Annotated in this window: 16 protein-coding genes; 4 read left to right on the top strand and 12 right to left on the bottom strand. The window is 38.3% G+C overall.

The window, feature by feature from the left end; translation table 11 throughout:
• The first annotated feature begins 326 nt into the window (after window positions 1–326).
• Entirely contained in the window at window positions 327–2,135 is a 1,809-nt protein-coding gene (gene glmS, locus IGJ93_RS05365) for a glutamine--fructose-6-phosphate transaminase (isomerizing) (RefSeq protein ID WP_270344570.1), read from the top strand.
• Window positions 2,136–2,321: 186 nt separating this feature from the next.
• On the opposite strand, the gene glmM is transcribed toward glmS, so the two are convergent.
• The 4 genes from glmM to nifJ all read right to left on the bottom strand — a co-directional run bounded on the left by glmM (window position 2,322) and on the right by nifJ (window position 9,643).
• Window positions 2,322–3,677, bottom strand: coding sequence for a phosphoglucosamine mutase (glmM, locus tag IGJ93_RS05360; RefSeq protein WP_071868495.1), 1,356 nt, complete (start codon window positions 3,675–3,677; stop codon window positions 2,322–2,324).
• A gap of 69 nt (window positions 3,678–3,746) precedes the next feature.
• The gene (locus IGJ93_RS05355) at window positions 3,747–4,886 is read right to left on the bottom strand and encodes a CdaR family protein (RefSeq protein WP_075491020.1); all 1,140 of its coding nucleotides are present in this window, start codon (window positions 4,884–4,886) and stop codon (window positions 3,747–3,749) included.
• Window positions 4,883–5,770, bottom strand: a complete 888-nt coding sequence (gene cdaA, locus IGJ93_RS05350; protein WP_067484300.1) for a diadenylate cyclase CdaA — start codon at window positions 5,768–5,770, stop codon at window positions 4,883–4,885. Before cdaA ends, IGJ93_RS05355 begins: the two co-directional genes overlap by 4 nt.
• Window positions 5,771–5,959: 189 nt before the next feature.
• Window positions 5,960–9,643 carry a pyruvate:ferredoxin (flavodoxin) oxidoreductase gene (nifJ, locus tag IGJ93_RS05345; protein ID WP_430597021.1) on the bottom strand — a complete coding sequence of 1,228 codons (3,684 nt, stop codon included), beginning with the start codon at window positions 9,641–9,643 and terminating at the stop codon, window positions 5,960–5,962.
• Window positions 9,644–9,847: 204 nt separating this feature from the next.
• On the opposite strand from nifJ, the gene IGJ93_RS05340 reads away from it, so the two are divergent.
• Complete coding sequence (locus IGJ93_RS05340; protein WP_067484295.1) at window positions 9,848–10,363, top strand: DsbA family protein; 516 nt, start codon at window positions 9,848–9,850, stop codon at window positions 10,361–10,363.
• Between the two features lie 87 nt (window positions 10,364–10,450).
• Here IGJ93_RS05340 and whiA read toward each other — a convergent pair whose 3' ends face one another.
• The 7 genes from whiA to uvrB form a co-directional block, all read right to left on the bottom strand.
• Window positions 10,451–11,386, bottom strand: a complete 936-nt coding sequence (whiA, locus tag IGJ93_RS05335) for a DNA-binding protein WhiA (RefSeq protein ID WP_067484292.1) — start codon at window positions 11,384–11,386, stop codon at window positions 10,451–10,453.
• Between the two features lie 32 nt (window positions 11,387–11,418).
• Complete coding sequence (locus tag IGJ93_RS05330) at window positions 11,419–12,417, bottom strand: gluconeogenesis factor YvcK family protein (RefSeq protein WP_172843723.1); 999 nt, start codon at window positions 12,415–12,417, stop codon at window positions 11,419–11,421.
• On the bottom strand, window positions 12,414–13,298 hold the full coding sequence (rapZ, locus tag IGJ93_RS05325) for an RNase adapter RapZ (protein WP_067484287.1): 885 nt from the start codon (window positions 13,296–13,298) through the stop codon (window positions 12,414–12,416). The genes IGJ93_RS05330 and rapZ overlap by 4 nt, the downstream gene beginning before the upstream one ends.
• 193 nt (window positions 13,299–13,491) lie before the next feature.
• Complete coding sequence (locus IGJ93_RS05320) at window positions 13,492–14,214, bottom strand: amino acid racemase (protein WP_075491012.1); 723 nt, start codon at window positions 14,212–14,214, stop codon at window positions 13,492–13,494.
• 2 nt (window positions 14,215–14,216) lie between these two features.
• Window positions 14,217–15,482: a D-aspartate ligase gene (locus tag IGJ93_RS05315; protein ID WP_172843722.1), complete on the bottom strand. Its 1,266-nt coding sequence runs from the start codon at window positions 15,480–15,482 to the stop codon at window positions 14,217–14,219.
• A 264-nt stretch (window positions 15,483–15,746) separates the two neighbouring features.
• Complete coding sequence (gene uvrA, locus IGJ93_RS05310) at window positions 15,747–18,572, bottom strand: excinuclease ABC subunit UvrA (RefSeq protein ID WP_430597020.1); 2,826 nt, start codon at window positions 18,570–18,572, stop codon at window positions 15,747–15,749.
• Between the two features lie 16 nt (window positions 18,573–18,588).
• Entirely contained in the window at window positions 18,589–20,583 is a 1,995-nt protein-coding gene (gene uvrB / locus IGJ93_RS05305) for an excinuclease ABC subunit UvrB (protein ID WP_430597019.1), read from the bottom strand.
• 258 nt (window positions 20,584–20,841) lie between these two features.
• Between uvrB and IGJ93_RS05300 the strand changes: the two genes are divergently transcribed.
• On the top strand, window positions 20,842–22,335 hold the full coding sequence (locus tag IGJ93_RS05300) for an amino acid ABC transporter substrate-binding protein/permease (protein ID WP_270492484.1): 1,494 nt from the start codon (window positions 20,842–20,844) through the stop codon (window positions 22,333–22,335).
• A 1-nt stretch (window position 22,336) separates the two neighbouring features.
• On the top strand, window positions 22,337–23,074 hold the full coding sequence (locus IGJ93_RS05295) for an amino acid ABC transporter ATP-binding protein (protein WP_071868498.1): 738 nt from the start codon (window positions 22,337–22,339) through the stop codon (window positions 23,072–23,074).
• A gap of 264 nt (window positions 23,075–23,338) precedes the next feature.
• Here the strand turns inward: IGJ93_RS05295 and dnaJ are convergent, their stop codons facing one another.
• Complete coding sequence (gene dnaJ / locus IGJ93_RS05290) at window positions 23,339–24,511, bottom strand: molecular chaperone DnaJ (protein ID WP_430597018.1); 1,173 nt, start codon at window positions 24,509–24,511, stop codon at window positions 23,339–23,341.
• Window positions 24,512–24,624: the final 113 nt, after the last annotated feature.

Below are 24,624 nucleotides of genomic sequence, written 5' to 3'. Positions count from 1 at the left end.
GGCAGTTCCTTCTCCAAAAATACATTTTAGATATATACCAATTTAACAAAAAAAGATTTTTATTGACAAACATTCCCAATAAAAGTTATTATTTTAAATGTTTCCAAAACTTTTTTGAAAAAGGAGAATAGTAGACCATTAAGGATAGCGCCAGATCTGGGTAACCAGATGACGAGGAAAGGGTTTATCGAAAGTTTCGGCGGGTGACCCTAGGGAGCTGCACTCTACAGAGTATGAAAAAAACGATTTGTGAGAATCGAACAAAAACATACTCATGCAGTTGGAAACATCAGACAAATTTATTGAAGAAAGTAGGATGTTTTTTTATGTGCGGAATTGTTGGAATGATTGGATTAGAAAATGTAACTCCTGGATTAGTAAACGGATTAGAAAAGTTAGAATATCGCGGCTATGACTCCGCCGGTATTTTTGTTGCAAATGACTCTGCTGATTATTTGATTAAGTCACAAGGACGAATCCAAAATTTAAAGGATCGCTTAACGCCAGAAGTTGTTGGAACAATTGGCATTGGTCATACACGTTGGGCAACTCATGGAATACCTTCAGAGAAAAACGCCCATCCCCATACATCACAAAGTGGTCGTTTTGTTTTAGTTCACAATGGTGTGATCGAAAATTTTGAAGAACTAAAAGAAACTTATTTAGCTGACCATACATTGATTGGTGAAACAGATACAGAAATCATTGCACATTTAATTGAAGTATTTGCTAATAATGGATTGTCAACTAAAGAAGCCTTCTTAAAGACACTTCAGCTAACAAAAGGTTCTTATGCGTTTGGTTTAGTGGATCGCACAACTCCTGATGTCATCTATGTTGCCAAAAATAAAAGCCCTCTATTGATTGGGTTAGGCAACGGCTTTAACGTGATTGCCAGTGATGCAATGGCAATGCTAGCCCAAACGAAAACGTTTGTTGAAATCGAAGACCAAGAAATGGTTCTCATCACGGCAGATGACGTAACCATTCAAAATTTTCAAGGAGATGTCATCACTCGTGAGTCTTTTGAAGCACAAGTTGACGCTTCTGACATCGAAAAAGGAACCTATCCTTATTACATGCTCAAAGAAATTGATGAACAGCCAATCATCATGCGTAAAATTGCGCAAACTTATGTAACAGCTGAGAATCAGATTGCACTTAATCAAGAATTAGTCACAACACTCGCGGACAGTGACCGCATTTATATCGTTGCTTGTGGTACCAGTTACCACGCCGGTCTTGCTGGAAAACAAGCTTTAGAAACATTGACAGGAATCCCGGTTGAGGTCCATTTAGCAAGTGAATTTGGTTACCATATGCCTTTGCTTTCTAAAAAACCATTTTTCATTTTTCTTAGTCAAAGTGGCGAGACCGCTGACAGTCGACAAGTATTAGTGAAAATCAATCAACTTGGGCTTCCTTCATTAACAATTACGAATGTAGCTGGATCTACGTTATCAAGAGAAGCTTCTTTCACTGTTTTATTACATGCCGGGCCAGAAATTGCTGTTGCTTCAACGAAAGCTTATACTGCTCAAATCGCTGTTTTAACATTATTAGCAAAAGCTGTCGGCGATCAAAACAAGAACATGCTTTCTTTGGATTTTGACGTAGCCCATGAACTAAGTTTAGCAGCAACTGCTATGGAAACGATCATCACTCAGAAAGAATATTTAGAACAGCTAGCTACTGCCTACTTGAATGATACGCGAAACGCTTTTTATATTGGACGTGGCTCTGACTATTACGTTTCTCTTGAGGCAGCTTTGAAATTAAAAGAAATCAGCTACATCCAAGCAGAAGGTTTTGCTGCCGGAGAATTAAAACACGGAACGATTGCCTTAATCGAAGAAGGCACCCCAGTAATTGGGATTATTAGTGATCCTATCACTGGTGCTCACACTCGCGGAAATTTAAAAGAAGTTGAAAGCCGTGGTGCAAACACGTTAGTCATTTCAACAAAAGCGTTAGCAAAAGAAAATGATCAGTTGGTTTTACCAACCGTTCATCCGTTCTTCACGCCATTAACGACTGTTGTCCCTACCCAATTACTTGCTTACTATGCGACTTTGTTACGTGGGTTCGACGTTGACAAGCCACGTAACTTAGCAAAATCTGTAACCGTTGAATAAAATATTCTAATTCTAGTCTTCCCCAATCAATTCAAAAAAGAAGTAGCCGTGAATTTTTCACGGCTACTTCTTTTTAATACACATGTACAAACCGAAAGACCATTTTGCGCATGGAATTTTATTTTTGGGCAGGAGTTTAGCAAGAAAAAGAGCCAAAGCAAAAATCCGCTTTAGCTCTTTATTTAATTAGTCAATACCAATTTCCGCTTTTACGACTGCAGCAATTTTATCAACATAATAATTTACTTTTTCATCCGTTGGTGCTTCTGCCATGACACGTAACAATGGTTCTGTTCCTGAAGGGCGAACTAAGATACGACCTTCCCCATTCATTTCAGCTTCTGCTTCATCAATAACTGCTTTGATTGCAGGAACATCCATTGCTCCATTTTTATCGCTGACACGAATATTCACTAATTTTTGTGGATAAATCGTTACTTCACCAGCAAGTTCTGATAATTTTTTGCCTGTTTGTTTCATGATATTCAACAATTGAATACCAGATAACATTCCATCACCAGTTGTATTGAAATCTAGGAAAATCATGTGACCCGATTGTTCCCCACCAAAGTTATAATCATTTTTACGCATTTCTTCCACTACGTAACGATCGCCAACTTGAGTAATCACATCTTTCAAACCGATTCCTTCAACCGCTTTGTGGAAACCTAAGTTACTCATAACCGTTGTTACGATTGTATCTTTTTTCAAGCGATTTTTTTCTGCTAAGTATTTTGCACAGATAAACATGATTTTATCACCATCAACGATATTTCCTAGTTCATCAACCGCAATGATTCGGTCACCATCGCCATCAAAAGCTAAACCAACATCTGCTCCTTTTTCAACAACCATCTCAGCTAATTTTTCTGGATGTGTTGAGCCAACGCCGTCGTTGATATTCAAGCCATCTGGTTTTGTTCCCATCGTGTAGAAATCGGTTTCCAAGTCTGCAAACAAACGATTGACAGAAGTTGCTGTTGCACCATTCGCCGCATCAACACAAACTGTTAGCCCAGACAAATCACCATTGATTGTTTGAACTAAAAATTGTGAATACTTCAATAATCCTTCTGGAAATTCTTCGACAGTTCCTAATCCCTCAGCAGAAGGTCTTGGTAGCTCATCAGTTGGTGCATCAAGCAATGCTTCGATTTCTAATTCTTGGTCATCCACCAATTTGAATCCATCTGCTCCAAAGAATTTGATTCCATTATCTTGTGCAGGATTGTGCGATGCAGAAATCATTACTCCAGCACTCGCTTTTTGTAAACGAGTCAAGTAAGCTACACCTGGTGTTGAGATAACGCCTAATTGAAAGACTTCGATCCCTACTGATAACAACCCTGCAACTAATGCAGATTCAAGCATTTGGCCAGAAATACGAGTATCACGACCAACTAAAACTCGAGGACGTTTTCCTTCAACTTCATGTTGACTTAAAACATAGCCTCCATAACGCCCTAATTTAAATGCTAATTCTGGTGTTAACTCTTTATTTGCTTCTCCACGGACACCGTCCGTTCCAAAATATTTACCCATAACGATTAACTTGCTCCTTTAACTTCATTTTCTAAGAAATTTTCCCATTCAATTGTTCGGTTTCATCCATTAGTTTTGAGTTGAATCAACTGTCTCGTTTATCGATTCTTCAGTACTCGTAGCTTGTGTATCTGAACTTGAAGACGAATTTGAAGTTGATGGTGTTGTCGTTCTCGTTGTATCCGTTCCAGATTGTGTTGTTGACGTACGATCTGCACTGCTTTCTGAACGTGAAGATGAACTTCTGTTGGTCGTCTCTTCTAACACCGGTGTGATTTCGACACTCACTTTTTTCGGTGAAACACTTAGCCCATCACTGACCGGAATCTCATACTCTCTCGTCAAACGATGTGTAATCCCTGACACGTCGATTGGAACGATGATACTATCTCCCAGTTGTTCCAATAACTCACTGGTTCCCGTTACTTCTGCTTCCAGTTTTGAAAAATTAAAGTCATAGCTTTTCACACCATCTGCACGAACACCTTGCTGTGTTCCATAAAGACGAACCGTTTTTGTCGGTTTGATTACATCTGCTTGTACTCTTACATGCACTGGATCAGCAATGATGCTCAACGCTTCTCCCGCGCTATTTAAAGCTTGCACAGCTACATTACTATTGATACCATCATCTGTCACGTCCGACGCATTGACTTCAGCAACCACTTGGTTGATTTCCGCTAATGTTTTATCACCTGTCGTAATCGACACTTTTTTTGGTGTTTCTGAAACAGTGTCTAATTGATAACCAGAAGGTGTCGTTTCAGATGGCAAGATTGTTGTTACTTCAAAATCTTTTTCCACCCGTTTTTCGATTGTCACCGTGATTGTGGTTGGTTCAACTTTCGCATTCACTGCACTACTAAGATTTCTGACTCTTAGTGAAACTTCATGGGTTCCTTCGCTCAACTTAGTTAAATCTGCACTCAAACGGAACGTTCGCGTGTCAATATTTGATTCCGCATTTAACTGAACACGATTAGCGCTAGTAAGTTTCACTTTTGCCGTACTTACAAATCCATGAATATAATATTTTTCAGAATCATAAGATAACTGAATTGGCACATCACTCACAGTTTGTGTATACGATTCAGAACCAGATAAGACACTTTGAGTTGATTGATTGTTTGCATTGAAATACAAAACGATACTAAACATTAAAGCAATAAACCCATAGAAAATACTGGTCCTTTTTTCTTTTGAGATCATTTACGACCCCCTCCCTTAGTCATGCCATCTAGGAAGGATTGAAGAACATTTTTTCTGTTCTTTGTTTTTTCATCTGCAATCAATTCACGACGCAAGATTGCTAAATATTCTTCTTGAGATAGACCAGTAATCAATTCGTTATCTAAAGTGATACTGACATCTCCTGTTTCTTCAGAGACAACGATCGTAATCGCATCACTGACTTCACTGATACCGACAGCTGCGCGGTGACGAGTCCCAAACTCTTTCGGGATCAACATACTTTCAGATAAAGGCAAATATGCGCTGGCCACTGCAATTTTACCGTCTTTTACAATAACGGCCCCATCATGAAGCGGCGTATTTGGAATGAAGATATTAATCAGTAATTCCCCCGTAATATCTGCATCTAACGCAATTCCAGTTTCAATATACTCATCTAATCCTGTATGACGTTCGATTGTGACCAATGCACCAATTTTTCGCTTGGACATATATTGGATCGCTTTATCGAATGACAAAATCATTTTTTCATCTTCTTGCTGTTCACTCTTCGTTTGCTTAAATAGTGAACTTCTTCCAAGATGCTCCAACCCGCGACGAATTTCAGGTTGGAAAATGACAACTGCTGCGATAACACCATAGGTAATGACTTGATTCATCAACCAGGATAGCGTATGAAGTCCAATTATTTCTGCTAAAATTCGAATCACGATAAAAATCGCAACCCCTTTTAGTAATTGAATGGCCTTCGTTCCTCTTAGCAGCTGGATCAGTTTGTACACCAAGTACCAGACAACCAGAATATCAAGTATGTTCACAAAAAAGTTTAGCGATAAAAAATCACCGGAAAGCATTTGCTGCCAATAATTCAAATTAAAAAGTTCCCCGATTTGAAATGACATAAAAAGCCTCTCTTCTCTTTTGAGATTTCTTTCCCATTATATCATATGTTTATTCTTTAAAGAGTTTTCTGCTTCGTTTTTCCAGATAAAATCACAATTTTTTCAAGAAAGTTACAATTTCTTTTTTCGTCAAAAAAAGACTTACTAAATTTTCACCTTCAAGGCGTCATTAGCAAGTCTTTCTTTTCATTATTCTTGTTCTTTACGACGTTTTGCACGTTCTTCACGCCGTTTTGCTCGTCGTTCTTGTGCTTCAAGATCAACAGGTCTTTCTTTTTTAACACGCTTCTCTTTTTGCTCTTTCTCAGGCGTATTCGAAGCGAGTTCAGGTTCTAACTTCGCTTTGATTTTTTCGAGTTCACCAGACATCAACGCATAACTATAAAAGCGATTTTTTGCATCATGAACAGTTTTTTCAAATAGGTCTTTAGCCATTAACGGATTTGTATTTTCTAATGAAGAAAAACGAACTTGTTTACGCATAAATTCTGCCATCGTTGAAAAATCTGGCTTTTTATAGTCCAATGTCATTGGATTTTTTCCCTTTTCGAGTAAAGTCGGATTATAGCGATACAGTGACCAATAACCTGAAGATACAGCTTCTTTTGCTTCCTTGATTGATTCTTTCATCCCACCAAATAAGCCATGAGTGATACATGGTGTATAGGCAATAATCAGAGATGGACCAGGGAATTTTTCGGCTTCTTCAAATGCTTTGATTGTTTGCATTTGGTTTGCACCCGACGCGATTTGCGCAACGTAAACATGATTATAAGTCATCGCCATTTTGCCTAAATCTTTTTTCGCTGCATATTTCCCACTGGCAGCAAATTTAGCAATCGCTGAAGCTGGTGTTGCTTTCGATGTTTGTCCACCAGTGTTGGAATAAACTTCATTGTCCAAAACCAAAATGTTGACATCTGCGCCACTGGCAATCACATGATCGATACCACCAAAACCAATATCGTATGCCCAACCATCGCCACCAATCATCCATTGGCTATTTTTTACAAATAAATCTTTTTCGCGATAAATCATTGCTAATTCTGGAACAGCTTCAAGTTCTGCTTCTATCGCGGCTTGAAGTTTTGCTGCCCGTTGTTGTGTGCCTTCACTATCAAACAAATGATTCAACCAATCTTCCATCAATAAACGTAATTCTGAAGAAACTTTTGGTAGCACTCCACTCATCGACTTCGCTAAAGCTTCACGTCTTGTTTGTGCAGCCAGTAACATCCCATAGCCAAACTCGGCATTATCTTCTAATAATGAATTTGACCAAGCTGGGCCTTGTCCACATTCATTTGTCGTATATGGTGAAGCAGGTGATGCTCCTCCCCAAATGGAAGAACAACCAGTTGCGTTAGCAATCATCATTCGATCCCCAAACATTTGAGTCAATAATTTCACATAAGGTGTTTCACCGCAACCAGAACAAGCACCTGAGAATTCTAATAATGGTTGATTGAACTGAGTTGATAACACAGTGTTTTTTCCTTTAACCGGGTTTTCTTTTTGACGTAATGTCATGGCAAACGCCCAATTCACTGCTTGTTCTTTTTGTTCTTCGTAAGGTTTCATTACTAACGCTTTTCCTTTTGCAGGACAAGCTTCCACACATAGTCCACAGCCTGTACAATCTTCCACAGAAACTTGGATTCGGTATTTCTGGCCATCAGCGCCTCGCATTTCACGAACGATGAACCCTTCTGGTGCTTCTTCCATCTCCTCTTCATCTGCCAAAAATGGGCGAATTGCTGCGTGCGGGCAAACAAAGGCACATTCATTACACATCGTGCAACGGTCACTGATCCATTCAGGCACCTCAAGCGCGACACCACGTTTTTCAACAGCACCTGTCCCAACAGGCATTTCGCCTGCTGTCATTCCATTTCTTACTAATGTTCCCACCGACAATTCATTGCCCTCTTGTGCGTTCACAGGTACGAGAATTTCTTCTACATAACTTGACTGTTTACGAGCGGCTTTTTGCGGTACTTCAAGCGTTTTCCAACTTTCTGGAACATCCACTTTGTGAAGAAGCTCGACTGTTCGATCAATGGCTTGTGTATTTTTTTCAACGATCGTCATTGATTTATGCCCATAACTTTTCAGCGCTTCTTCTTTTAAAATTGGCAAGACTTCTTCAAACTCAATAATATTAGCTAATTTAAAAAAGGCCGTTTCCATTGCTGTATTGATTCGCCGACCAAGTCCTACTTCTTGTGCAAGTTTCATTGCATTGATTGTATAAAACTGGATGTCATTTTGTGCTAAATATTTTTTTAATTTCGTTGGTAAATGTGTTTCAAGTTGCTCATCGCTCCAGATTGTATTCAATAGGAATGTTCCGCCAGGTTTCAATCCTTTAACCAAATCATAACTATGCAAGTAAGCTGGCGTATGGCATGCAATGAAATCAGCATGTTCAACTAGATAAGTCGAACGGATCGGCGTTTCACCAAAACGAAGATGCGAGACGGTCAAGCCACCTGATTTTTTTGAATCATAATGAAAATACCCCTGTGCATACTTATTCGTATGATCGCCAATGATTTTTATCGCAGATTTATTCGCACCAACTGTTCCATCTGAGCCAAATCCCCAGAATTTTGCTTGATAAGTTGTTGGGTTCGTTAAATCAAGTGTCTCACGTTTTTCAAGTGAAGTATACGTAACATCATCAACAATTCCGATTGTAAAGCGCGTTTTCATTTGCGCTTTTTCTTTTTTTAATTCATCAAAGACGGTCACGATTTGATCAGGCGTAACATCTTTTGAACCCAAACCATATCGTCCACCAATAATTGTTGGACGTATTTCTGCGTCATACATTACGCTTTGAACGTCTAATAGTAATGGTTCTCCACCAGCTCCTGGTTCTTTGCTTCGATCAAGAACCGCAATTGATTTAACCGTACTTGGTAATTTTTCTAGCAAGTTTTTAACTGGGAATGGTCGATATAAATGAATATTCAAAAAGCCAACCTTACGACCATTTTTATTTAAATATTCGACTGTCTGTTCAATCGTCTGTGCAACAGATCCCATGGAAATAATGATTTCTTCTGCATCTTCTGCACCATGATACGTAACCAAATCATAATTAGTATTTCTCAACTGATTAATTTCTTGCATATATTTTTGAACGATTTCTGGAAGTTTATCATAATATTGGTTAATCGTTTCTTTTTGTTGAAAATGGATATCAGGATTTTGATTCGTTCCACTAACGGTTGGATGATTCGGGTTCATTGCCCTTTGACGGAATTTTGCTAATTTTTCTTGATTAATCAATGGCGCTAATTCATCATATTCCAACACTTCGATTTTTTGAATTTCATGACTCGTTCGAAAGCCATCAAAAAAATTCATAAAAGGAATTTCTGCTTCAATCGAGGCTAAGTGTGCGACTGGAGCTAAGTCCATTACTTCTTGGACACTACTTTCTGATAGCATCGCAAATCCCGTTTGTCTAGCGGCCATGACATCCCCATGATCGCCAAAAATATTTAAAGCATTAGTTGTCACTGCTCGACTTGCCACATGAAAAACGCTTGGCAATAATTCACCTGCTATTTTGTACATGTTTGGAATCATCAATAACAATCCTTGTGATGCTGTATAAGTAGTCGTCAAAGCACCTGTTTTTAAGGAGCCATGAACCACGCCAGCAGCGCCGGCTTCTGATTGCATTTCGACAACTTTAACTGGTTGACCAAATATATTTTTCTTTCCTGCTGCCGACCATTGATCGACTAATTCTGCCATTGTTGAACTTGGTGTAATTGGATAGATAGCAGCTAACTCGGTAAACGCATAGGAAATATATGCTGCGGCTGTGTTCCCATCCATGGTTTTCATTTTTCGCATTTATCATCATCCTTGTTCAGTTTCTCTCGAGTAATCTGCTTCATTATACCGTAAATTTGAGGGGAATAAAAATAAATTTCGAGCATTTATTCACATACTTTCAAAAAACACTCTTTTAATAAGGAATATTTTGTGAAATCCTCCGAAAACAAAACGCTATCTTTTTTTATTTTGAATCGGTAAAATGTATTTGGAGGTGTTTCTATGGATATTTCAGTCATTGATGCAACAAAAACAAACGAAACAACAGGAATTTACTACGGAGATACAGCAGCGCCACAAACAACGATTGAGTTTCTCAATCTTGCTTGTCCTTATTGTAAAAAATGGTTTGAAGAATCTTTTTTGACACTTGACTCATTTGTACAAGAAGGAAAAGTCAATCGTCTAATTAAACTCTTTGATAAAGAAAAAGAAAGTTTACAACGCGGTAATGTCATGCATCATCACATTACTGCTAACGACGGCAAAAAAGCTTTAGCAGAAATCAAACAGATTTTTGAAATGCAAGACCAATGGAAAGAACTTTCTTTAGAAGGAGTTGCGCAATACGCAACGCAAGAATTAGGATTGACTTATCAACCAGATATGGAAATGGCAAAAGCAATCATTGACGAAGCAAATGCTGCGCATATTCAATTCGTCCCAACGATTATACTCGATCAAACTATTTTTGACGAAAGCATCACGTTAGACGAATTAACTTCTTTAATCAACTAATAAAAAAGGTGAACCAAAACGAATTCCGTCTTGGTTCACCTTTTTTATTAACAGTGATTCGCTCAATCAATGCGCTAATTGAGTCAATCACACAGCTTCTTCTCTTAGCTTCTCAGCAAAATCATTGATCTTTCGTATTCGATGATTGATGCCCGATTTTGAGATTGCTCCTGATGGAATCATCTCACCTAATTCTTTCAAACTGACTTCTGGATGTTGCAACCTTAATTCAGCAATTTCTTGCAGTTTTTCTGGTAGAGCATGTAAACCAACCCTTGCTTCAATGAATTCAATATTTTCAATCTGTTTAGATGCCGCATCAATCGTCTTATTTAAATTCGCCGTTTCACAATTAACCAAACGATTAACCGAGTTTCTCATGTCACGAACGATACGAACATCTTCAAAACGCAACATCGAATTTGTCGCACCAATCAACGTTAAAAAGTCAGCAATTTTTTCTGCTCCTTTTAAGTAGGAAATATAACCATTACGCCTTTCAAGTGTTCGTGCATGCAGGCCATAGTAATTCAACATGTCACAAATGTCTTGATTATGTTGTTCATAAATGGAAAAAATTTCCAAATGATAACGACTCGTCTCTGGATTGTTCACAGATCCAGATGCCATGAATGCACCACGTAAGTAAGAACGCATTTTCTGTGCATTTCCCATGATTTCATCAGACACATGACCATTAAACATCAAGCCATCCATAATATCTAAGTCCATCAATACGTTTTTCGTTCCTTGCTTCAAGCGAACGATATAAACATTATTCTTTTTTAATTTCATTTTTTTTCGAACAAGTAACTCACTTCGAACATTATAATGATCTTTTAAAAGAGAATAGATACGTCGGGCAATCGCAGCATTTTCTGTTTGAACATTTAAAATGAACTGCTGATTGACAATGCCTAAAGAGCCGTTCATTCGCAACAAAGCAGCAAGTTCTGCTTTTGCATGTTCACGATGAACTTCCAAACCAGTCAACTCTTTTTTTACATCAGATGCAAATGACATTCTATTCTCCTCCTTTCTTTCACAATCCTAGTCTAATATTTCGATCCAAAAACTAACCGAAAAAGTTCTTCAACGACTTTTTCGCCGTCATGGAACACGCCACCATTTTTCAACTCCAAGAAATCAGTTGAAATAACGCGACAACCTTCATTTCTAAGCCCGTTGAAATCATGCTGAACCTGAACAAGGTATTCATCATAGATTTCAGGATCCATGTAATCTTCTGGTACCTTTTCTGTATTCACCAACACCGTATCAATAAATTTCTCCTGTAAGTGTTCGTGCAACACACGTATGTGATCCGCATCAGTGAAATGTTCCGTTTCACCTTTTTGCGTCATGATATTACAGATGTAAACAACTTCTGCTTTTGTTTTAACGATTGCTTCGCCGATTTCAGGAATAACTAAGTTGGGCAAGATACTCGTAAACAAACTTCCCGGACCAAGTACAACCATATCTGCTTCCGCAATAGCATTCACAACTTTACGCGCTGCTTTTGCTACTTGATCGTCCGTCGTATTTCGCACAAAAACATGGTCAATCGTTTTACGATCTAACGCAATTTTTGATTCACCCACAGCTGTTGTTCCATCTTTAAATACAGCATGGAGCGTTAAAGGTGTTTCAGACGATGGATAAATATGCCCATCTACGTGCATCATTCTCGACAATAACTGAATCGCATCGTACGTACTACCTCTCATTTCTGAAACAGCCGCAATAATCAAGTTACCAATACTATGATTAGCTAAGAATTGATCCTCTTTCTTAAAACGATATTGAAAAATATCTTCATAAAACTGAGGCATATCAGAAAGTGCCACCAATACGTTTCGCAAATCACCAGGTGGTGCCATTGAAATTGATTCCCGAATTGCACCACTACTTCCTCCATCATCCGCCACTGTTACAATGGCCGTTAAGTCTGCGCCTTGATTTCGTAAACTTTTCAAGATAACTGGGAGACCCGTTCCACCCCCGACTACCACAATTTTTGGTTTTCTAATTCGATAGGTCTTCATATTCAAGAGCGATTCACCGTCTCTTTCCGCTTATCTTTGTCACGGTGCGTAACATTCACTTTATAATTTTCACTCAACGCTTTTGATAAACGTTCTGTTAAAGCAACTGAACGATGTTGTCCGCCGGTACAACCAATTGCAACAGTCAAGCTGCTCTTTCCTTCTTTGACATATCCCGGCAAAACAGTCTCCAATAAATGAAGAAATTGACTATAAAAATCCTCTGTTTCAGTAAACGACATCACATAATCATAAACGGGTTGATCCATTCCAGTTAACGGGCGTAACTCTGGAATGTAATGAGGATTTGGCAAAAAACGCACATCCATCACAATATCTGAATCAATCGGTAACCCGTATTTGAATCCAAAAGAAACAAATTCAATTCGGAAGCCTTGATCTTCTTGCGTTTTGAACGTAGCAATGATTTTTTCTCTTAATTGGCGTGGCGTCATCGTTGTCGTATCGATAACAACGGATGCTTGCACCTTTAATTCATTTAAAATTGCACGTTCTTTACGGATTCCTTCAGTTACTAGGCCATCCATTGCCATCGGATGGGTACGACGAGTTTCTTTGTAGCGGGCTACTAATTCTTCATCTGAAGCATCTAAGAACAGAATCGAAGTATCAATGAAATCCGTATTGACAATTTCAATCAACATTTTTTGAATTTCTTCAAAGAATGAACGAGAACGTAAATCGACACCTAATGCCATTTTTGTTACCTTTCCAGATTCTTTGATTAGTTCCCAAAATTTAGGAATCAATCTTGGAGGCATGTTATCAATACAAAAGTATCCCATGTCCTCAAAACTTTGTATCGCCACAGTTTTTCCTGCGCCGCTCATTCCTGTAATAATTACGAGTTGTAAATTTTCAGCCATCTTCTCGAACCCCTCTCTAATTGTCATTTAAATTATATCATTCCGGGCGTATCATCGCTAGCTATATCTTTCCTATTTATGGAATTTTCATGAAAAAATAACCTGTTGTTACAAAAAACTTGGACCAAATACCACAAATGATGATACTTGCTCCAAGTTTTTCTATCGTTAACGATTCAATTAATTGTCGCTACTATTTAGCATTAGAAGATTGTTCCCGAAATTTTTCTGCTAGCTCAATTGTTCGATCAGCTAAAATTGATTGTGCATCAATCACTGGGTACGTATCATCAGAAGCAAATTCTTGCATCAATGATAATTCGGTACAACCCAAAATGATTTTTTCACAGTTTAGTTGTCCGACCGCTTCCTCTAAAATTTCATAGTACAAAGCTTCATTTAAATAGTCTGATTCTTTGATATCATGATAAATCAAATGATTGATTTTCGCTTGTAGTTTGTCATCAGGAGTCACTACGTCAAAGCCTAATTGTCTCACTTCACGCTCATAAATTCCTGCCTTCATGCTACCTTCTGTCCCTAAGATAGCTACTGAACCAGTCGTTTGTTGACGAACTAACTCGTTGGCTGCTTCTCTTGGCATATGCAAGATTGGGATATTTGTTGCTGCTTGTAGCTCATCAAAAAAATAATGTGCTGTATTACAAGTCAATACGATAAAGTTTGGCTGTAGTAGGTTTTGCTTTTCAATATCATCCAGCAAATAAGGAATTGGATTTTCCTTCTCACGATCTAAAATATAAGCAGTTCGATCCGGTACCGTTGCATGATTGAACAATACATAGTTTAGATATTCTTGGTCCCTAGTTGCATTCGTGCGGTGATTGATCAAGCGGACAAAACTCTCCGTTGCCATTGTTCCCATACCGCCCAAAATACTGAAAAAATTCTCCATGACTAGCCTTCTTTCACATGAAAATATTTTTTGAATCGAGGAATATAGTTATGGAACATATATTTCATTAGTACCCATCGTTTCAATGAACGATCGCCATCATAAAATACAGTTGTACCAAAACGTTTTTCCTGAATCATTTTTTCTGCAATTTTTTTATCTTCGTTCTCTCTAGCATATGTTAAAAAGATTTTTTTAGGTACGCCCAGCCATAGTTTTGCGTCTGCGGAATCTTTCGTACCATAAATAGTTTCTGTAAATGGTTCATGGAATACTCTGTCTTCTGTAACGAAGCGCGCTAAATTTAGCCCATTCAACGTAACAAAGAAGCTACTACGTCCTTGGCGTAAGTTAATTTCAAATAATTTGTATTCTCCATCGCGTGGATCATATTTCATATCAAAATTCGCAAAACCAGTATACTCGATTGTTTCCAAAAATTTCTTGATTGTCTGGTAAATTTTTTCATTGTAATCAGGCATGATTACGACATAATTACCGATTGATGCAGGTGTTGGATCTTCCAAAAGTGGATGTCCCAAACACATCATCCGAACCTGATGATTTTCATCAACATAGGCATTTAACACGCGCATATTGCTGTCATCTCCAGGAATGAAATCTTGAACAATCATTTCACTTGTATATCCGGCTTCGTAAATTCGTCCTAAAATCAAGTCAAATTCTTCACGATTATCGATAATAAATGCTTTTTTTCGTCCTTCAAATTGAATAGAAAGATACTCTACACTATTTGCTGGTTTTAACGCTACTGGAAACTCAAATGGCAAGTCTTGTTCCAAGCGGCCATTCACTAACATTGGTTCTCTAACAATCAATGTTTTGGGATAAGGAAGTTGATATTCTTCGCAAACTTCATAAAAGCTTACTTTATTAATTAATCGTTCGAATAATGAATAATCAATATACGGACAAATAAAGTATGCTGAAAGTTCTTCTTTATGTTGAGAAATCAACTCTGCATATCCATCTCCACAAGCAATCAACAAATATTTTTTACTTTGATCTGAATATTTTTCTTTTGCCAAGCGTAGCATCGTTTCAATAAAAACTGGATCCTTATCAAAACCTGGAATTACTTCGACACTCACGATGTTGCTGTAACGAGTTGGCGCAAGTTGGTTTGAAGCATATGCTTGACACACTTTACCATAAGCTTCATTAAATGAACGTGCCATACCATAGACGTTCATATCACTTCCTAATAATATAGGAACAAATTCTTCATTTACATTACTATTCATCACAATCTCTCACTTACTCATTAATCTACTGATTCTTTATTTAACTACACAAGGAATATCATACCATAAAGAAAAAAGCAATCAAAGGAAACTCCTCCGATTGCTCAATTCTTTTTTGAACGGATTGAACTTATAGGAAGTTTTTATCTATACCAATTCAGTGTAGAAAGAACTACCTTGTAATGTATTTTAGAAGATGCTATCTAAAAAAACAAGTGTTTTATCATCTTTTAAAGTTTTTTTAACCATATCACCATTTTTTAATTTTTAGACCTTTTCATTCATCACTTTTTCTAGGTATCGCCCAGTATAACTCTCTTTTACTTGGACAATATCTTCTGGTGTTCCAGTGGCTAAAATCGTTCCGCCACCATCACCACCTTCTGGTCCCAAATCAATGATGTAATCTGCCGTTTTGATGACATCTAAGTTATGCTCAATCACTAATACTGTATTTCCTGCATCCACTAGACGTTGCAAAACATCTAGTAAGCGTGCAATATCATCTGCATGTAGTCCAGTCGTTGGCTCATCAAGAATATAAAAATTCTTTCCGTTAGATATTTTATGTAGCTCACTGGCTAACTTCATCCGTTGTGCTTCCCCACCGGATAATGTTGTTGCCGGTTGCCCCATTGTAATATAACCCAAACCAACATCCACGATTGTCTTTAATTTACGATGAATCTTAGGAATATGTTGGAAGAATTCTACAGCATCTTCAACAGTCATTTCTAAAATATCAGCAATGTTTTTCCCTTTATAACGTACTTCCAATGTTTCAGAATTGTATCGTTTTCCATGACAAACTTCACAAGGAACATAGACATCCGGTAAAAAGTGCATCTCGATTTTGATGATTCCGTCACCCCGACAAGCTTCACATCGGCCACCTTTTACGTTAAAACTAAAGCGCCCTTTTTTATAGCCACGCATTTTGGCTTCGTTTGTTTGTGCAAAAAGATCACGAACATCGTCAAAGACACTTGTATAGGTTGCTGGATTACTTCTTGGTGTCCGACCAATCGGGCTTTGATCGATATCAATGATTTTTTCAATCGTTTCATAGCCAGAAATCGTTTTGAATTTACCCGGTTTAGCTGAATTTCGATTTAATTTTTGTGCAAGAGCTTTTTTCAAAATACCATTAACTAAAGTACTTTTTCCAGAACCAGAGACACCAGTGACTGCCACAAATTCTGCTAAAGGAAACTCCACGGTCACATTTTTCAAATTATTTTCTGCTGCTCCAGTAATTTTAATTGCTTCACCATTTCCTTGACGACGCGTTGTTGGCACAGCAATTTTCTTTTTCCCTGAAAGATATTGTCCTGTTAACGAATGAGGATCCTTCGCAACTTCCGCAGGTGTACCAGCTGCAACGATTTGTCCGCCTTGCTCACCCGCGCCTGGTCCTACATCAATCAGATAATCAGCTGCTCGCATGGTATCTTCATCATGTTCCACAACAATCAAGGTATTTCCTAAATCTCTCATTTTCTTCAATGAACCAATCAAACGATCATTATCACGTTGATGCAATCCAATCGATGGCTCATCCAAAATATACAGAACACCGGAAAGATTTGAGCCAATTTGGGTAGCTAAGCGAATACGTTGCGCTTCCCCACCAGATAGTGTTCCAGAAGCCCGACTCAAAGTTAAATATTCCAAGCCAACATTTTCTAAGAATGATAGTCGATCATTAACTTCTTTTAAAATTGGTTTAGCAATCATCGTTTCTTGTTCTGATAAAGTTAAATTAGAGAAGAAGTCAACTGCCTTTTTGATTGACAATTCATTTGTTTCACCAATATTTGTTCCATTAATTTTGACAGACAATGCTTGCGGATTTAAACGTAATCCTTTACATGTTTGACAAGTTAATTCAGTCATATATTGACGCATTTGTTCTCTCGTAAAATCACTACTTGTTTCTTGGTAACGACGCGCGATATTCTTTAGTACGCCTTCAAAAGAAGCTTCAACATCACGCACACCACCAAAATCATTTTCGTAATGGAAATGGAATAATTCATCCGTCCCATTCAAAACAATTTCTTGATGCTCTGTTGGCAACTCATCAAACGGTGTGTTCATATCAATTCCATAGCTTTCACACGCTTGCGCCAACATTTGAGGATAGTATTGAGAACTAATTGGATTCCATGGAACAATTGCTCCTTCAGCCAAGGTCTTCGCACGATCAGGAATAACTAAATCTTGGTCAACTTCTAATTTCAAACCAAGTCCATCACAATCTGGACAAGCTCCAAATGGCGCATTGAATGAAAATAGTCGTGGTTCTAGTTCACCAACTGTAAAGCCACAATACGGGCAAGAGTAATGTTCACTGAATAACATTTCTTCTTCACCAATCACATCAACCAAGGCATATCCATCTGCCAAACGTAATCCTGCTTCAAAAGAATCGAACAAACGTGAACGAATGCCCTCTTTTACCACAATTCGGTCAATAACAATCGCAATATCATGTTTTTTATTCTTTTCTAGTTCAGGAGCCTCAGTAATATCAAAGGTATCGCCATCCACTCGTACACGAACGTAACCTTCTTTTTGGATTCGCTCAAATACTTTTTTATGTTGCCCTTTTTTCTTTGCAACAATTGGTGCTAAAATTTGGATTTTTGTCCGTTCTGGCAATTCCAATACTTGATCAACCATTTGTTCAACCGATTGACTGGTAATCTCAATGTGGTCATTAGGACAGATTGGGTGTCCCACACGAGCAAAAAGCAAACGCAGATAATCATTGATTTCCGTTACTGTTCCTACCGTTGAACGAGGATTTTTACTTGTCGTTTTTTGGTCAATCGAAATCGCCGGACTTAAGCCATCGATACTATCAACATCTGGTTTATCCATTTGTCCCAAAAACTGACGAGCATAGGCTGAGAGACTTTCGACATAACGTCGTTGTCCCTCTGCATAAAGTGTATCGAAAGCTAATGAGCTTTTCCCAGAACCAGATAACCCTGTAATTACTACAAATTTATCTCTTGGAATTGTTACATCTACATTTTTTAAGTTGTGCGCTCTGGCGCCATGAATAATAATTTTATCGTTAGCCATCTCGTCCTCCTGCTCTTTACTCTGCTGCTTTCAATTCTAAAATCGTATCACGTAAATTAGCGGCAGTTTCAAAATCTAAAGCTTTCGCAGCATCTTTCATTTCTTTTTCTAATTTCATCAGTAAATCAGCTTTTTCTTTTCGACTCATTTCATTGTAAGAAACTTGAACGGTTCCTTTTGATTCATCTTTTGCCTCTTTCGTAATAGAAATCAAATCACGAATTTCTTTGATAATCGTTTTCGGTACGATCCCATGTTCTTCATTATAAGCTTCTTGAATCGAACGTCTCCGTGCCGTTTCATCCATTGCTGATCGCATGGAGTCCGTTATTTTATCAGCATACATAATTACTTTACCTTCTGAATTTCGCGCTGCACGTCCAATTGTTTGGACAAGTGAACGCTCACTTCTCAAGAAGCCCTCTTTATCAGCATCTAAAATGGCTACCAACGAAACTTCAGGGACATCTAATCCTTCACGCAATAAATTAATCCCAACTAAAACATCAAATTCACCTAAACGTAAGTCACGAATGATTTCCGTTCTTTCAAGTGTTTTGATATCACTGTGTAGATATTTAACTTTGATACCAAGCTCTTTAAAGTAATCCGTCAAGTCCTCAGACATTTTTTTCGTTAAGGTCGTCACAAAAACACGTTCGTTTTTCTCCACGCGTTCATTGATTTCACCAACCAAATCATCAATTTGTCCCATGATAGGGCGAACTTCAATCACTGGATCTAATAAACCGGTTGGACGAATAATTTGCTGGATCACTGTATCTGTTTGCTCATGTTCATAAGGTCCCGGTGTAGCTGAAACATAGATAATTTGATGGACATGTTGCTCAAATTCTTCTAATCTCAACGGCCGATTGTCAAGTGCTGAAGGCAAACGGAAACCATAATCAACCAACATTTGCTTTCTTGCTCGGTCACCGTTATACATCCCGCGAATTTGAGGCATCGTTACATGGGACTCATCAATGACAATCAAGAAATCTTCTGGAAAGAAATCAAGTAACGTATAAGGTGGCTCTCCTTCTTTTCGGCCATCCATATGACGCGAATAGTTTTCGATTCCTGAAGTGTAGCCCATCTCCAACATCATCTCAATATCATAATTTGTTCGTTGTTCCAATCGTTGTGCTTCTAATAACTGATTATCTTCTCGTAACACTTTTAAGCGCAACTCTAGTTCAGTTTTGATATTCGCAACGGCTTGTTCCATATGCTCATCATTTGTTACAAAGTGAGTAGCCGGAAAAATAGCGACATGTTCTGTTTCTCCAAGCACTTCGCCAGTTAATGCATCTACTTCACGAATCCGTTCGACTTCATCACCAAAAAATTCGACTCTCAAAGCACGTTCATCACGTGAAGCTGGAAAAATTTCCACCACGTCACCACGCACTCGGAACCGACCACGCTGAAAGTCAATATCATTTCGTTCAAAATTAATCCCAACTAAATTACGAATCAATTGATTACGGTCAAGTTCTGCTCCTTGTCGAACCGAAACAACTTGCTTTTGATACTCAAAAGGTGAACCTAATCCGAAAATACAAGAAACAGATCCAATCACAATCGTATCGTTTCGCTCTAAAAGGGAACTCGTAGCCGAATGACGTAACTTATCAATTTCGTCATTGACACTTGAGTCCTTTTCAATATAAGTATCACTAGATGGAACATACGCTTCTGGCTGATAGTAATCATAATAGGAAACAAAATATTCAACCGCGTTTTTTGGAAAGAATTCTTTAAACTCTCCATATAATTGTCCAGCTAAAGTTTTATTATGTGCAATAATCAATGTTGGTTTATTTACTTCCTGGATCACATTGGAAATCGTATAGGTCTTCCCCGTACCGGTTGCACCTAATAAGATTTGCGCTTTTTTCCCACCAACAACACCATCAACTAATTGGCGTATCGCTTCAGGTTGATCCCCCGCTGGTTGGTACTTCGAGACAAGCTCAAATCGTTGAGAGGTATCTCTTTCAATCATTTTTCGTCCCCCTTTTCATTCATTCCTTTTCATTTTATGACTTGCAAAAAGAAAAGGAAAGCAAAGGCATTCCTTACTAAAAAATTATAACACACCGAACATACTTTCGCCACTTCTTTCCCTCGACTGCAGATGTTAGGTTTTATAACATTGATTGTTAGGTTTTGTCGCTTTTTTCATTTTTTTAAGCTTCAGAACTTGTCTGATTCATTACTTTTCCCCTATAATAAACAGATATTGAGAATTTAGGAGGTAATTATGAAAAGAAAGCATTTATTCTACTCGTTCATTTTCATAATGGTAGGATTTGTCACACTTGCAACTAGCAATCCTGCCCAAGCAGAAACAAAAAATACGGAATCAAACACCGCCGAGACGATGCAAATGATTCAATCCAAAAAAGACAAATACGTCGTTGCTAGCGACTCTGCCTTTGCACCATTCGAGTTTCAAAATACAGATGGCAAGTATGAAGGAATCGATGTTGAATTAATGAAACAGATTTCTGAGCTTCAAGGATTTAATATCCAAATGGACTACCGCGGTTTTTCTGCTGCTTTGCAAGCGTTAGAATCTGGTCAAGCTGATGGCATGATTGCTGGAATGACCGTCACAGATGAGCGTAAACAAAGTTACGACTTTTCTGACACTTATTTCGATAGCGGAATCCAGTTAGGTGTAAAACAAAGTGATACATCCATTAAAGCCTACAAAGATTTAAAAGGAAAAACAGTTGGTGCCAAAGTCGGAACCGAAAGTGCGGAATTTCTAAGTAATCACGAAGAAGAATATGGCTATAAAATCAAATACTTTGATGCTGCTGACCAACTATACGATGGGTTAAAAGTTGGTGCGATTGACGCAATAATGGATGACTATCCTGTCCTTGGTTATGCCATCAAACGAGGCCAAAAAATTGATACACCGATTGCAAAAGAATCTGGTGGTAAGTATGCCTTTGCAGTAAAAAAGGGTGAAAATCAAGAACTTTTAGCAATGTTCAATGAAGGTCTTAAAGAGTTAAAACGTACAGGAGCTTATGACAAAATCATCGACAAGTATGTAGCTACTTCAAATGAGTCAGCCGATTCAACCAAAGATGAATCAACAATCATTGGCTTGATCAAAAACAATTATAAACCACTATTACGCGGTTTCTGGATGACAATCGTACTTGCTTTGGTATCATTTGCTTTAGCATTAGTTGTTGGTGTCATTTTCGGCTTATTCAGCGCTTCACCAATTCGTGCGTTACGCACAATCGCAACCATTTACGTTGATGTGATTCGCGGAATTCCAATGATGGTACTTGCCTTCTTCATTTTCTTTGGCTTACCTGGTATCGTTGGATTTACAATCCCTGATTTCATTGCCGGCGTTATTACATTGACATTAAACGCGAGTGCTTATATTGCAGAAATCGTTCGTGGCGGAATCAATGCTGTTCCTGTCGGACAAATGGAAGCTTCAAGAAGTTTAGGTTTATCTTATAATCGAACGATGCAAAAAATCATCTTGCCACAAGCAATTCGAATCATGCTCCCTTCATTCGTTAACCAGTTCGTTATCTCATTGAAGGATACAACAATCATCTCTGCAATTGGTGTTGTCGAATTACTTCAAGCTGGTAAAATTATCGTTGCCCGTACAACCCAAAGTACGTACGTTTACCTAATCATTGCAATCATGTATTTAGTTTTGATTACCGCTTTAACAAAATTAGCGAAAGTTTTAGAAAAGAAGGTGAAGTAAGATGTCAGAAAAAATCTTAGTTGAACATCTTGTAAAAAAATATGGTGACAATACTGTATTGAACGATATCAACGTCTCAATCAACGAAGGTGATGTCGTTTGTATCATTGGCCCTTCTGGTTCAGGAAAAAGTACTTTTCTGCGTTGTTTAAATCGTTTAGAAGAGCCAACTGACGGAGATATTATCATCGACGGCGCTCACTTAATGGATAAAAACACAAACATCAATCTCGTTCGTCAGCATATCGGAATGGTGTTCCAACATTTCAATTTGTTTCCTCACCTTTCTGTTTTAGAAAATATTATTCTTGCGCCAATGGATTTGAAAAAGGAGTCTCGCGAAGAAGCAGAAAAGAAAGCAATCAAGCTATTAGATACAGTTGGCTTGGCTGACAAAAAAGATATGTCACCAGAAATGCTCTCCGGCGGACAAAAACAACGCGTTGCGATCGCCCGTGCATTAGCAATGAATCCAGACATCATGCTTTTTGACGAACCAACCTCTGCACTTGATCCAGAAATGGTCGGCGACGTTCTAAACGTCATGAAAAAACTTGCGAAGCAAGGAATGACCATGGTCATCGTTACTCACGAAATGGGATTTGCCAAAGAAGTTGCCAATCGTGTCATGTTCATTGACGGTGGAAACTTCCTTGAAGATGGAACGCCAGAACAAATTTTTGAAAATCCACAAAATGAACGTACAAAAGACTTTTTAGATAAAGTTTTAGATATTTAACAAAAGAACCTGAAACAGTTTCAACCCATGAAAAAGCATCGTCAAAATCTTGAATAAGATTTTGACGATGCTTTTTTGATTTGTATTTTAGAAGAGCCAGTCGTCACTAAGCTCTTCTTTTATCCCTTTTACTATTCATTACTGAAGGAATGACGCGTTCATCGCAGTTCTTTTTTACTCAGCTTATTTCCAAAAGAGTTTACTACATTGAACGTATAAGTAATAAAACGGTGAAGCGACACATTTGTCAGCTTCACCGTTTTATTATTTACGCTTTTTTCCGCCAAAAGCGTCCTTCATTTTATCGAAAAAACCATCTTCTTGTTGTTCTTCGACTCTCATTCCACCTGCTTCAGCAAATGAGCGTAACGCTTCTTTTTGTTGTTCATTTAAGTTCTTCGGCGTAATCAGTTTCACTTTCACGTGTTGGTCACCTGTTGCACCACCACGTAGTTTAGGCGCACCTTTTCCGCGAAGACGGAAGTTTGTTCCAGTTTGTGTTCCTGCTGGGATCTTTAACTTAACATCTCCGTGAACAGTTGGAACTTGAACTTCATCTCCTAAAGCTGCTTGCACAAAACTCAATGGTAACTCGTAATAGATTTCTGAACCATCACGATCAAAAATATTACTTTCTTCAACACGGAAGACTACATATAAATCACCAAATGGTCCGCCGTTTTCACCTGCTTCACCTTGACCAGCTAAACGCATTTGTTGTCCTTCTTCGACACCGGCTGGTACATTCACTTTCACAGAGTGAGCTTTCTTTTCATGACCAGAGCCGTGACAAGTTGGACATGGTTCTTTGATTTCTTTTCCGGTTCCATGACAAACATCACATGTTTGACGACTCATCACGCGACCTAATGGTGTTTGACGTTCAACATTGATTGTTCCTGAACCATGACATTTTTGACATGTAATTGGTTCCGTCCCAGGTTTCGCACCATTCCCATGACAAGTATGACAAACTTCTTCCCGGTTGTATTTGATTTCTTTTTCAATACCAAAAATTGCTTCCTCAAAACTCAAATCAACTGTGTATTGTAAATCAGCTCCTTGACGAGGTGCCGTTGGATCAACTGAACGACCTCCGCCTCCGCCAAAGAAAGAATCAAAGATATCTTCAAAACCACCGAAGCCACCTCCGCCTCCAGAGAATCCTCCAAAGCCACCGAAGCCGCCTCCGCCTCCAGCGCCATAGTTTGGATCTGTACCAGCGTGACCATATTGATCATACGCAGCCCGCTTTTGCGGATCACTTAAAATTTCATAAGCCTCAGACACTTCTTTAAATTTTTCTTCTGCATCTGCTTCTTTGTTAATATCAGGATGATATTTCTTAGAAAGTTTACGATAAGCTTTCTTTATTTCATCTTCTGAAGCCCCTTTTGAAATTCCTAGGACTTCATAATAATCACGTTTCGTTGCCATAGGCTTTCCTCCTATTGGTTCTAATACATCAAATTCACATCGCTTGTAATCATATCACATTTTAGTTGAAACCAAAACTGCTACTTGCATTCTTTCAAAAGAAAAAGACTGTG

This window comes from Enterococcus sp. DIV0174, assembly GCF_050529065.1.
GTDB classification, from domain to species: domain Bacteria; phylum Bacillota; class Bacilli; order Lactobacillales; family Enterococcaceae; genus Enterococcus_B; species Enterococcus_B thailandicus.
The sequence above is the reverse complement of the archived record's forward strand: the minus strand, read 5'-3'. Positions and strand labels throughout refer to the sequence as shown.